14 protein-coding genes are annotated in these 11,811 nt (G+C 69.7%); 6 read left to right on the top strand and 8 right to left on the bottom strand.

Going from position 1 to position 11,811, the window contains the following annotated elements:
- Positions 1-44: 44 nt before the first annotated feature.
- Both ACWGIU_RS15505 and ACWGIU_RS15510 read right to left on the bottom strand, forming a co-directional pair.
- The gene (locus ACWGIU_RS15505) at positions 45-587 is read right to left on the bottom strand and encodes a flavoprotein (RefSeq protein ID WP_389114585.1); all 543 of its coding nucleotides are present in this window, start codon (positions 585-587) and stop codon (positions 45-47) included.
- 17 nt (positions 588-604) lie between these two features.
- On the bottom strand, positions 605-1,840 hold the full coding sequence (locus ACWGIU_RS15510) for a helix-turn-helix domain-containing protein (RefSeq protein WP_389114584.1): 1,236 nt from the start codon (positions 1,838-1,840) through the stop codon (positions 605-607).
- 270 nt (positions 1,841-2,110) lie between these two features.
- On the opposite strand from ACWGIU_RS15510, the gene ACWGIU_RS15515 reads away from it, so the two are divergent.
- From ACWGIU_RS15515 to ACWGIU_RS15530, 4 genes are all read left to right on the top strand, one after another.
- Positions 2,111-2,380 (top strand): hypothetical protein, encoded by a 270-nt coding sequence (locus tag ACWGIU_RS15515; RefSeq protein ID WP_389114582.1) that lies wholly within the window; start codon positions 2,111-2,113, stop codon positions 2,378-2,380.
- Positions 2,381-2,514: 134 nt separating this feature from the next.
- Entirely contained in the window at positions 2,515-2,877 is a 363-nt protein-coding gene (locus ACWGIU_RS15520) for a DUF6009 family protein (RefSeq protein WP_453706047.1), read from the top strand.
- Positions 2,878-3,079: 202 nt separating this feature from the next.
- Positions 3,080-3,706, top strand: coding sequence for a hypothetical protein (locus ACWGIU_RS15525; RefSeq protein WP_389114579.1), 627 nt, complete (start codon positions 3,080-3,082; stop codon positions 3,704-3,706).
- A complete protein-coding gene (locus ACWGIU_RS15530) occupies positions 3,703-4,746 on the top strand; it encodes a helix-turn-helix domain-containing protein (RefSeq protein WP_453706049.1) in 1,044 nt (347 codons plus the stop codon). The genes ACWGIU_RS15525 and ACWGIU_RS15530 overlap by 4 nt, the downstream gene beginning before the upstream one ends.
- 391 nt (positions 4,747-5,137) lie before the next feature.
- Here ACWGIU_RS15530 and ACWGIU_RS15535 read toward each other — a convergent pair whose 3' ends face one another.
- From ACWGIU_RS15535 to ACWGIU_RS15560, 6 genes are all read right to left on the bottom strand, one after another.
- Entirely contained in the window at positions 5,138-5,446 is a 309-nt protein-coding gene (locus tag ACWGIU_RS15535; RefSeq protein ID WP_453706062.1) for an SgcJ/EcaC family oxidoreductase, read from the bottom strand.
- A 97-nt stretch (positions 5,447-5,543) separates the two neighbouring features.
- Positions 5,544-5,822 (bottom strand): hypothetical protein, encoded by a 279-nt coding sequence (locus ACWGIU_RS15540; RefSeq protein ID WP_453706051.1) that lies wholly within the window; start codon positions 5,820-5,822, stop codon positions 5,544-5,546.
- Positions 5,823-6,042: 220 nt separating this feature from the next.
- Positions 6,043-6,558 carry a DUF5956 family protein gene (locus tag ACWGIU_RS15545; RefSeq protein WP_453706053.1) on the bottom strand — a complete coding sequence of 172 codons (516 nt, stop codon included), beginning with the start codon at positions 6,556-6,558 and terminating at the stop codon, positions 6,043-6,045.
- A gap of 71 nt (positions 6,559-6,629) precedes the next feature.
- Positions 6,630-7,226: an HD domain-containing protein gene (locus ACWGIU_RS15550; protein WP_453706054.1), complete on the bottom strand. Its 597-nt coding sequence runs from the start codon at positions 7,224-7,226 to the stop codon at positions 6,630-6,632.
- Positions 7,227-7,232: 6 nt separating this feature from the next.
- Complete coding sequence (gene codA / locus ACWGIU_RS15555; protein WP_453706056.1) at positions 7,233-8,534, bottom strand: cytosine deaminase; 1,302 nt, start codon at positions 8,532-8,534, stop codon at positions 7,233-7,235.
- 199 nt (positions 8,535-8,733) lie between these two features.
- Complete coding sequence (locus ACWGIU_RS15560; protein WP_158781069.1) at positions 8,734-8,901, bottom strand: hypothetical protein; 168 nt, start codon at positions 8,899-8,901, stop codon at positions 8,734-8,736.
- A gap of 97 nt (positions 8,902-8,998) precedes the next feature.
- On the opposite strand from ACWGIU_RS15560, the gene ACWGIU_RS15565 reads away from it, so the two are divergent.
- The gene (locus ACWGIU_RS15565) at positions 8,999-10,804 is read left to right on the top strand and encodes a prolyl oligopeptidase family serine peptidase (protein ID WP_453706058.1); all 1,806 of its coding nucleotides are present in this window, start codon (positions 8,999-9,001) and stop codon (positions 10,802-10,804) included.
- 43 nt (positions 10,805-10,847) lie between these two features.
- The gene (locus ACWGIU_RS15570) at positions 10,848-11,612 is read left to right on the top strand and encodes an SURF1 family protein (RefSeq protein ID WP_453706060.1); all 765 of its coding nucleotides are present in this window, start codon (positions 10,848-10,850) and stop codon (positions 11,610-11,612) included.
- Positions 11,613-11,811: the final 199 nt, after the last annotated feature.

Here is an 11,811-nt window from a genome sequence, read left to right on the forward strand (position 1 = left end):
GTCCGGGTCCACAGTCGTTGCAGGTCAGCAGTGTTGGCACTCCGTCAGTCAACCGCTCGATCCGCCGCGTCCAGAATTGCGCCCCAGGGGAGGGGACGACCAGGCGGGGCCTCTCTCGGCTCATACAGCGGCCATACGTCAGGGCCGTAGACCAGGTGGACTTCCGCCTCGCGCAAGGCGTCCAGATGCCGCTTCCACGCGGGATGGCGGGCATGGGCGGCATTGACGCGGGGGAACACGATCACGGGTAGCCCAAGGGTGCCCAGGGCTTCCCCAACCTGCGTAAGCGCCTGGTTGTCCGCAATGCCGGTGGCCAGCTTGGCGATCGTGTTCGCTGTGGCCGGAGCGACCACGTAGCAGTCAACCCGAGGGTGTGGGCTGCTGGTCTCCGGAAGACGCTGCTCGTCCCGGACTGGGAGCCCAGTCACCGTCTCCAAGCGCTTCACCTCCCCACTCAGACGGAGCCAATTCGCGGCGGCTGGCGTCAGCGTGACCGCCACTTGCCAACCGCGCTCGATGGCAGGCTCGACCAACCCTGTCCGCAGCACCTCTAGCCCGCCGGCCGCCGCGCCGACCACGCCGAGCACTCCCCGCTTCCCCGTACTCACTGCACCGCCCTGCATCGTTGAGCCATCACGAATACCTCGGATGAGCGCGCGCCTGCGGTGACTGGAGACTGCTTCGTGAGGTCCCGCAACGTCTCGCGCACCCTTGGATTGTTTCGCACGAGCTGTGGAGACGTTCGCTCAGCCGTACGCAACTCGGTGAATGCCTCATCCCCATGGCCCGCCAGCGAGAGCGCACGAGCGAAGTCGATGCGGTGCGAGACGCTCCGCTCCTGGGGCATGTGGTCTACGTTGATCCGTCCGTGCTCCACGACGTACGAGACGTTGTCCAGGTCGAGCTCGATGGACAGTCGGTGCAAGAGCACGTTGGTCGGGCCAAAGCAGGTCTGCCAGTAGTTCTCGTCTGAGCCGAGATCGTCCGCCAATTCCTCGGCGCGATTGAGCAAGCGGATCGCTGTAGGTCGGTCCTGATGGCGAGCAGCAGCGACCGCCGCCCGCAGATGGACCATCCCGAGCAAGCTCAGAGCCGCGGGGTCGCCGTCCTCCACCTGAGGTGCCAGCCAGTTCGCTGTGGCGTCCCCCAACTCCATTGCCGCCCCGTACCGCCCGTTGGCGAGCAGTGCATGCGTCCCGGACCGAGCAGCTGACGCCAGAACCAGCGGATCATCGGAGGCGTCAGCGGCTTGCATGGCGCGCTCGGCGGCGAGCCAAGAGATATCGGACTCCCCGATCTTCGCCAGCGTTGTAGCGGCAAGGTGATGGGTGCGGGCAGAGACAGCCCAACAGTCATGGCGGTCCTCTTCCCGCCGGGCCGCGCGATCCTCCAGCTCCTGAGCAGTCTGAAGGAGAGCCGGAAGGGCAGCAATCACGCTTCCGAGCCGCCCACCCTGGTAGTCGCCCCATGCCTTCTCGACCCGCACGGCTGCTGGCGCCGGGGTCGGGAGCTGCACCCCCGCCTCAGGACCGAACAACAGCCGAGACAGCCGCCGCGGGCTCATGAGGGCGTCACGCACGGCCGGGATATCGTCCTGATGCTTCTCGTCCTCCATGAGGGTGGACTGGCCCACCAAGTCACCAAGGGGGACACGGAGGATCCGCGCCAGCTCCGCCAGCATGTCGACGCGGGGCGGCTTGCGCCGGCCTGTCTCTGCTTTCGCCAGCCAGTCCGTGCTCCGTCCCACCAATCCGGCCAGCACCTCTTGCGTGTAGCCGCGGCGCTTCCGGTAGAACGCGATTCGTTCGCCAATGCTGAGGTGATCTCCAAGACCACGCATGGGGTGTTGCCTCCCGCTGCTGAGTAGGGGCGCCTCTCACGGTACCGACGTGGTGATGCGCGGGTGAGCCCTCTCATCCGTCATCACCTCAGCCAGCCTGTGCGGCGAAACACGAGAAGACCCGGACGGAGTGTCCGGGCGTGATGGACCATGTCGGAAGGTGTCCGAGCTGTCCGACTGTCCGGTTGGGTCTTTGACCTGGGAAAACAATCCGGACACTGCTGGGCAGAGCTGTCCGGACTGTCCGGTGTCCATGAAGGGATGCATGCCTTGCTGCGCATTGACGGAGATTCAACGACCGGAGGCGCCACCATCAGCGTCAGGAAGACCCAGGGCGGACGTATCGAGTTGTTCGTCGACTGCGACAGGCCGCAGGCCCTCGGCGACGGCACGACGGTGGTCAGCAGCACCTTGCCACCGGGCAAGGCACGTGAGCTCCTGGCCAAGCTTGTGCAAGAGACACCCTGGCTCCAGGAAGCGCTAGCCATGCAGAGGATCGACCAGCTGCTGTCCGAAGGCACCGGCCCGGTCGGCTGGTAGCCGTCACCACTGTCCGTGTCACAGACGGCTGCAACACCGGGGGGCCAGCCCTTGCCTGATGGCCTCAGGAAGGTGGAGTAGGAGGCGTTCGCCCTGGGGAAGCTCTGCCTCTATCAAGCTCTGGGAGGGGCAGCGTGAGCGTTACGCCTGAGGAGATCGAGCATGAAGACAGGATCGTATGGACTGAGGATGTCAGTTCATACGACTACGTCCGCGAGACCCTAGTAAGGAGTGCTCGCAACCGGCGTCGGCCCATCTCACCGCCGGCAGGGCGTCGAGTCGGCTACACCGTTCTCAGGGAGGATGCGCCCAGCAACCACAATGCTCCCGGCACGTTCTCGCGTCGCGTGTTCTGGGTGAAGGACCACGACCGGTCCGAGCAGCCGAAGGGGGTCTACAGCGGGATCGCCCCCAGCGAGGCTGTGGACCCTCGGACGGTGGCCCCTGGCACTCCCGGCGAGCTGACGGAGCGGGCCTGGGGCGGAAAGCTTCCTTAGGCACTGCGCACGGTGCCGCGTGGGTGACTAACTGCGTGCCTACCGGCCGGGACTGCGGCGGACGTGCATGGACACTCACGGACCTCCGCCGCAGGTCAGCGCGTTAGCCTCGGCGGATCGCCGGTTGTCCCGGGTTACTTCGGGAAACACCTTCCGATCAACCCTGGACACAGGGATCAGCTTGGGCGGTATATTTTCCGGCATGATTTCCTACCCAGAATCATCTGACGTCCTGTCCGGCTTAGGCCCGAAGGTCACACGGAGCCTCGTGCGAGCCGTCGATCTGGCTGCGGAAGACCTGCTTGCCTACCGAACAGAGCGCCCCTCCTGGGTGGCACAAAGCAGCGAGCGCGGACTGGCCAACTGGATCCACGACCGCCTTTGGGCGCACCTCACTGCGGAACTCGACGGGCACCCTGGGGTCACCCTCACTGACGGCGAGCCCACTCGGGAGCTCGTGGTAGGCATCAGCTATCGTCTGCGGGTCAAGCGTCACCGCGAAGACGGCCAGGTCAGCAGCTACGCCACTCAGACCGCCCTGGAGTTTTTCGCGCAGGGCACGCAGGAGGCGTTTCCTGGCCTCGACGAGGTTCGTTTGACTGCTGGATACGAGTGGGATCCTGATACGAGGAAGATCGGCGAGGCGGTCCTGTCGCTACGCAACGGCCAAGAGAAAGTCGTCTGGCTGATCCCTCTCCGCGAGGTCGGTGAAGGCGGCGCCGGCGGCACAGTGCAGCCCGTTCGTCCGACAACGCCGACGCCCCCTCTGCCGTCGATCGACGTTCCGGCATCGGCTCAGCAGGACGCAATGGAGGACAGGTCAACATGAGCAGTCTCGGCGAAGCAATCTCTACAGCTCGCCGGGCCCTTGGCACCACCCAGGAAGAGTTGGCAGCGGCCGCTGGGGTAACCCAAGGAGCCCTGTCGCGGTACGAGAAGAACATGCGTGAGCCGGAAGGAGACGTTCTCTCCCGGCTCGCCCATGCTCTTGGTGTGACGGAGTCCTTCCTCAAGGGGGCGGGCTCCGTCCGCGGGGCGATGGCCGTGGATGCCCACATGCGCAAGCGCGCAACCGCCAAGGCGACCACGTGGCGACAGCTCGAAGCACGCTTGAACATGTGCCGGATGCACGTACGCCACCTGATGGAAGAAGTGTCGCTACGTGCTGAGCAGAGGATCCCAACGTTCGACCCAGTAGACACCGACCCGTCGGACGCAGCTCGCATGGTGCGCATGCAGTGGCGGATGCCTATCGGCCCAGTCCAGACAATCACCCCTTGGATGGAAGCTGCAGGGTGCATCGTGCTGGCTGAGGATTTCGGCACGTCGCGGGTAGATGGCCTCTCGCAATGGGTGGACGACTATCCGGTCGTCTTGATCAACGCATCTGCGCCAGTGGACCGTCTGAGACTGACCCTGGGGCATGAACTCGGTCACCTCTGCCTGCACTCATCCGAGGTCACTCTCACCATGGAAGAGGACGCGAATCGTTTCGCTGCCGAGTTCCTGATGCCAGAGGAGGTCATTCGACCCCAGCTCAGGAACCTCACGTTGGGGCGGCTACACGACCTAAAACGCGAGTGGGGCACGTCGATGCAAGCACTCATTGAACGCGCCCGCGAACTCAATGTGATCACTCCAGACAAGCGGACCAACCTCTATAAAGCCCTCAGCAACAAGGGGTGGCGCACACAAGAGCCCCTGAGCGACGAGCTCAGTCCAGAGATCCCGGCCTTGGCCCGAAGCATTGGCGAGGCAATGTCCGCCAAGGGGCTCACCCCCGATGAGATCGCTTCGATCGCTGGGTTCGCAGACTCCTCCCGGAACACCATCTTCGTTGCTCAGGAGCGACGCCTCCGAGCGATTTGAGCGGGAGAGAATCCAGGGCCCAGCTAAGAGACCTGCTGTAACACTGCGGTGTTACAGCCCGGTTGTGGCGAGCGCCGAGGCGCCTTCCTCACTGAGCCTTGAGAGTCGGAGTGAGTGTCTAACTGAGCGACAACGGGGGCTCACACTGACGGACGTCCACGGACGCTCACGGCCATCCGTCGCAGGTCAGCCCGGTAGACTCGGCAGCTCGCCCCTTGCCCCGGAATGCTTCGGGACGAAGAGGTCGTGGGTTCAAATCCCGCCACCCCGACAGCTGAGTACAAGGCCAGAGGCCCTTTCCCTTCGGGGAGAGGGCCTCTGGCTTTTCGCGTCCGGGCCGGTCGGCCGGTGGTTCCCGAGCGGGGCTGCCCTTCCGCGGCGGTCGCATCGGTCATCGGTCCGCCTTCGGGGGCGTCGCCGGCGCGTAGAGGAACGAGAACCGCTCCATCACGTTCCGGCGCTGCGTGTTGTGGAAGGCGGCGATGCGCCAGGTGCCGTCGGGGTCGCGGACCAGGGTGTACGTCTGGACCTTGGAGAGCTCGGTGGGGTCGGGCCGCGCGCCCGTGTAGTCGTCGCCGCGGCCGGTCAGGATGGCGGCGTCGGCTTCGAGGAAGCGCAGGTCGAGGAAGGTCGCCGCGAGCCTGGGGCCCTCGACGAAGTCCTTGAAGAGCGCGCGGTGGCCCTCGGTGATGTCGGAGATCGACTACTTCGGGCGTGCCGCCCCCGCGTTCCGCGAGGCAACGGAGGAGATCCGGTCCGCGACGCACGAGCGCTAGGGGAACCGGTAGCCGCCGCCGTCAGTAGGGGCGGGGGGACATGATGTGCGGCTCGATGGCCGGGGCCTCGAAGATGCAGCGGGGTACACCCGGCCCGGGTGTCGCGCGGACGGAGACCTGTGTCGGTGGATCCGTCGGAAGCTCGACGTACACGGTCACGGGGTGGTCGTCGTGCGTCGTGGCGTGGCCGGTCTCCTTGCCGTCGACCAGGACCTCCACGACGGCTGAGTGCCCGGTCTGGACCGTGGCGCTGACCGAGTGCCCGTCGTGCTCGATGTGGAAGTGATGGCGCCGGCCCATGAGATCGCCTCCCGGCAGTACCCCCCTCACCCCCAGCGTAGCCACGGGAGCGCCGGACGGCGCTGTGCTGCGCCGGTGACCGCACCCCCACCCCGCCCCTGCCCGCTCGGCGCCCGCTACGTCGACGGCTCCCTGGAGCCGGGCATGTGCCCGACCGGCCGGAGCTCGCACCCGGACCGACGCCGAGGCCTGGACGGCGCGCCTGACCGGCCGGCCTGCCTCACAGCTCCTCGGCCGCGGCGAGTTCGGCGAGTTCTGCCCGGGCCAGGGCGAGGAAGGCCGCCGAGGGCCGGGCCGCCACGGCGCGCGCCTCGGCCAGGTCGTCGAGGTGGCCGAGGACCGCGCCGAGCGTGGTGAAGGGGCCGACCGGCCGGAGCAGCCACAGACGCCCCCGCGGCCGGGGCGGGAGCCCGAGCTCGGCGAGGGCCTCGTCGGCCTCGCGGTCGAGGTCCCGCAGGTCGGGCTCCGGCAGCGGGGCGCACTCCACGCCGGTGATGTGGCCGTGGCCGTCGAGGGCGGTGTCCACCGCCCAGTGGGTGGAGCGGTCGGGGATCCACGTGCGGTCCGCCGGGGGCCAGACGTACGGGAGGAACACCCAGCGCAGGTCCTCGGGCGCCGGCTCCCAGCCGAGCACCTCCAGCTCCCGCATCTCGGGCAGCCGGTCCGGCTCCAGTTCACTGCGGCCCGTGCGGCGCAGTGCGAGCGGGTGCGGTGTTCCGTCCTCGTCCCACGACATGCGGGCACGCTATCCGACACGGTGACCGATATGCGTGATCCGCTGCGGCGCGACGCCTCCGCGGGCGCCGCCTACGCCCGCGGCCGGTCCAGCGGGTTGGCCGCGATCCGGGTGGCCGCGCCGCCGGCCACGTACCCGGCCGCCGCGCACGCGGGCTTGCGGGCGGCCTGGTCCTCGACGAGCGCGAGGAACACTGCGCCGAAGTCGCCCCGCGGGTACGCGGCGAGGAGGTCGGCCGTGAAGGCGCGATCGAACTCGGCGACGCGCAGGCCCGAGACGTCCGCGCTCGTACCGACCTGCAGGAGGTGGCTCTCCACGTCCTCGGCGGCGCTCACGTCGTCCCGCATGTGCAGGACGATGATCTCCTCGGCGCGCGCCCTGCGGGCCGAAGGCCAGCCCAGGCCCGCCGTCAGGACCCGCGCGACATGGCCGCCCGCCTCCTCGAAGGGCAGGGTGTGGCTGTCGAAGGCCGCGGTCAGACCCAGATCGTGCACCAGGGCGCTGACGTAGAGGAGTTCCTCGTCGTACGCCAGCCCGTGCTGCTGCGCGTACCGGGCCCCGAAGGCGAAGGAGCGGACCGAGTGGTTCAGGAGAGCCGTGTCCGCGTACTCCGAGGCGATCTCGTGCGCGGCGCGGGCCGATGCGGTGTCAAGTGTCCACGTCCTCATGGGGCGTCAGCGTAGGCGTCGGCCGAAGTCGATCTCGGACGGGGGCTCCCCCGGCCAGTTCAGCCGGGTCGGGGCGGGCGGGGTCTCGGCGAGGACGGTTCCGCGCGAGACGACGTACCGCGGGCGGACCTGGCGGCGGATGGCCTCCTCGGGCGACGGGGCCGGGAGCAGCACGAAGGAGGCGGGCGCGCCGGCGGTGATGCCGTACTCCGTCTCCGCGAGGCCGAGCACCCGCGCCGCACGCTCCGTCACCATCGAGAAGGCCAGCGGGATCTCGTCGGCGCCGGTGAGCTGGGCGGCGTACAGCCCGACGAGGGCGGTCTGCAGCGGGTTGGCGGTGCCCAGCGCGTTCCAGGGGTCCATCACGTCGTCGTGGCCGAAGGCGACGTTGACCCCGGCCGCCAGCATCTCCTTGACCTGGGTGAGGCCGCGCCGCTTGGGATAGGCGTCGAAGCGGCCCTGGAGCCCCAGGTTGGCGAAGGGGTTGGAGACCAGATTGATGCCGGAGCGGGCGAGCAGGCGCTGGAGTTTGAAGCTGTACGCGCCGTTGTAGGAGCCCATGGCCGTCGTGTGCGAGGCCGTGGCGCGCCCGCGCAGCCCCGAGCGCAGGGCGAGGGTGGCCAGCGTCTCCACGAAGCGGGACTGCTCGTCGTCGATCTCGTCGCAGTGCGCGTCCACCCGCAGGCCGTGCTCCTCGGCCAGTGCGAAGGCCGTGTGCAGGGAGGCCAGGCCGTCCTCGCGGGTGTCCTCGAAGTGCGGGATCGCGCCGACGACGTCCGCCCCGCGGGCGACGGCCTCGCGCAGCAGCCCCTCGCCGCCCGGGAAGGAGACGATGCCCTCCTGCGGAAAGGCCACGATCTGCAGGGTCATGAAGTCCCGGACCCGGTCGCGTACCTCCAGCAGCGCCTCGAGTGCGGTGAGGTCCGGGTCGGTGATGTCGCAGTGGGTCCGCACGTGCAGCACCCCGTGGGCGGCCTGCCAGCGCAGCACCTCCGTGGCCCGCGCGAGCACGTCCTCGCGGGTCAGGGTCCGCTTGCGCTCGCTCCAGCAGGCGATGCCCTCCCAGAGGGTGCCGGAGGCGTTGGGGCGGGGTTCGCCGACGGTCAGCGCCGTGTCGAGGTGGATGTGCGGCTCGACGAAGGGAGGCGTGAGCAGGCCTCCGTGGGCCTCGATGAGGATGCCGGTGACCGGTGGTTCCTTCTGGTCGTCGTACGGGATCACCCGTGCGATGCGGCCGTCCTCCGCGACCTCGACGTCGGACAGGCCGTGGGTGTGCAGCAGCCGGGCGCCCCGGACGATCATCCGCATGGCGCCAGCCTAAGGGCTCTCCCGTCATCCCCGGCGGGCGCACGACGTCGGCCACGGCACCTCGCTGCGTTGTCGGAACGCCCGAATACGCCCAGTATGGGGGCGCCCCTCCGCCTTGCGATGCACCGCATCCGACGCCGGGCGCCGATCCACCGGGGATTACGGGACAGCCCTCGGAGAGACATCGGGGGGAGCGGGCCTAGCCGCGCTTGGCCTGGGCCTTCTGCTGCATGCCGCGCGTCTTCGCGGCGGTGCTGTGCATGTCCCGGACCGCGGCCTTCGCACGGGCCTCGGCCGCCGTGTTCTTCGCCAGCGCGCGCTCGGAGTCCTGGTGGCTGTGGTGGCCGGTACGGGCCTTCTTGGCCATGATCGTTCCTCCTCGGACGTGACGGCCGACGCGTTCCACTCTCCGCCCGTTCAGAGCGGTCGGCATCCCGGGGAGCGCTGCGGCCACAATGGGGCGCATGACCAGCGACAGTGAGATGACCCCCGGCATGCCCGACTGGGAGAAGCGGTTCCGGGCACCGCGCGTCGGGCTCCCCGACTGGGCCGAGGACGCCCCGGACCGTTCGCTCTTCGTCTCCAACGCGACCGGGACCTTCGAGATCTACGCGTGGGACCGCGCCACGGGCGGGCAGCGGCAGGCGACGGACCGCCCCAACGGCACCACCGACGGCACCCTCTCCCCCGACGGCGAGTGGATCTGGTGGTTCTCCGACACCGACGGCGACGAGTTCGGCACCTGGGTGCGCCAGCCCTTCGCGGGCGGCCCCGACGAACCGGCCACCCCGGGCCTTGCACCCTCGTACCCGGCCGGGCTGGCCATCGGACGGGACGGGACGGCCGTCGTGGGGCGCTCCACCGACGAGGACGGTTCGACCGTGCACGTGGTCCGGCCGGACGGCTCCGCGCCCACCGTGATCTACCGGCACCGGGAGTCGGCCGGCGTCGGCGACCTGTCCCGCGACGGCACCCTGGTGGCCGTCGAGCACACCGAGCACGGCGACGCGATGCACTCCGCCCTGCGCGTCCTGACCCTGGACGGGACCACCGTCGCCGAGCTGGACGACACCCGGGGCGGGTCCGAGGAGCTGGGCCTGGAGGTCCTCGGTTTCGCGCCGGTCACGGGCGACACCCGGCTGCTCGTCGGCCACCAGCGGCGCGGCCGCTGGGAGCCGATGGTCTGGGACGTGGCCACCGGCGCCGAACAGGAGCTCGCGATCGACCTGCCGGGCGACGTCAGCGCCGAGTGGTACCCGGACGGGTCCGCGCTGCTGGTCGCGCACAGCTTCGAGGCGCGCAGCGAGCTGTGGCGCTACGACCTGGCCGCGCGGGAGCTCGTACGCGTGGACACACCCCCGGGGTCGGTGTCGGGGGCCTGCGCACGGCCCGACGGGACGGTGGAGTACCTGTGGTCCTCGGCCGCCGAGCCTTCGACGGTACGGTCCACCGCGGGCGGGATCGTGCTGGACGCGCCCGGTTTCCGGGCGCCCGGTTCGGTGCCGGTCCAGGACGTGTGGGTGGAGGGACCGGGCGGGCGGATCCACGCGCTGGCGCAGCGGCCGGCGGGCCGCGGTGAGGGCCCCTTCCCGACGATCTTCGAGATCCACGGCGGGCCGACCTGGCACGACAGCGACTCCTTCGCGTCGGCCCCGGCGGCCTGGCTGGACCACGGCTTCGCCGTGGTACGGGTCAACTACCGCGGCTCGACGGGGTACGGCCGCGAGTGGACCGACGCCCTCAAGCACCGGGTCGGGCTGATCGAGCTGGAGGACATCGCGGCGGTCCGGGAGTGGGCGGTCTCCTCCGGCCTCGCGGACCCGGCGCGCCTGGTGCTCTCGGGCGGTTCCTGGGGCGGGTACCTGACACTGCTGGGCCTGGGCACGCAGCCCGATGCCTGGGCCGTGGGCCTGGCCGCCGTACCGGTCGCGGACTACGTGACGGCCTACCACGACGAGATGGAGGCGCTGAAGGCGTTGGACCGCACCCTCTTCGGCGGTACGCCGGAGGAGGTCCCGGACCGGTTCGAGGCGTCCTCGCCGCTGACGTACGTGGACGCGGTGAAGGCGCCGGTCCACATCGCGGCCGGCGTGAACGACCCGCGCTGCCCGATCCGCCAGATCGACAACTACGTGGACCGGCTCGGCGCGCGCGGGGCGGTGCACGAGGTGTACCGGTACGACGCCGGGCACGGTTCGCTGGTGGTGGAGGAGCGGATCAAGCAGGTCCGGATGGAGCTGGAGTTCGTGCTGAAGCACCTGCCGCAATGACCCTGCGGGAGGGCGACCGGTGCACCCCCCGTACGGTGGTGGGGTGCACCGGTTTCTCCTGACCCCGCGCTGGTGGGGGATCAACGTCTTCGTCGCCCTCGCCGTGCCCTTCTGCCTGTACATGGGGTCCTGGCAGCTCGGCCGGTTCGAGGACCGCGTCGACAGCCACCGGGAAGCGAACGCGCAGCGGCCCGAAGGCCAGGTGGCCGCGCCTCTGGACTCACTGCTTCCGGTCGACAAGACGACCTCGGGACAGCTGGCCTCCACGGCCGGGGAGTACGGAGACCAGCTGCTGGTGCCCGAACGCCGCCTGGACGGCGAGTCCGGGTTCTACGTGCTGACCCTGCTGAAGACCGACTCCGGCAAGGCCGTCCCGGTGGTCCGGGGCTGGCTGCCGGGGGTGGCGGATCCCGCGAAGGCGCCCGCCCCGCCGACCGGCCGGGTCGAGGTCACCGGAGCCCTGCAGTCCTCGGAGAACTCCGGCACGAAGGGGGTCCACTCCCAGGGCGGGCTGCCGGCCGGGCAGCTCGGGGTGATCGGGGCGGCCTCGCTGGTCAACATCGTCCCGTACGACCTGTACGACGCCTGGCTGACCGTGCAGACCCCGTCGGAGGGGATGACTCCGGTGCCCGCGCAGGCGCCGACCGACACCGGCCTCGACCTGAAGGCCTTCCAGAACCTCGGCTACACGGGCGAGTGGTTCGTCTTCGCCGCCTTCGTGCTCTTCATGTGGTTCCGGCTCTACCGTCGCGAGGTGGAGACCATCCGCGACGTAGAGGCGGGCCTGCTGGAGCCCGCCGCGCAGTAGCCCTCCCGGCCCCGCACAGGAGCCCTGCCGATCGGCCCCTGCCGACCAGGAGACGATGAGGAAGCGCTCCGGGAGCGCCCCCGGGCCGTCCCCTGCGACAGCGGCTAGTGCTGTGGCCGGGAAGGTTTGCCGGGTTGCGGCGTCCGGTGTGGTGCATCGCAAGGCGGAGGGCCGCGGCTCGTACTGGACGTACTTGCGC

The sequence above is a fragment of the Streptomyces sp. NPDC054840 genome, assembly GCF_053611065.1.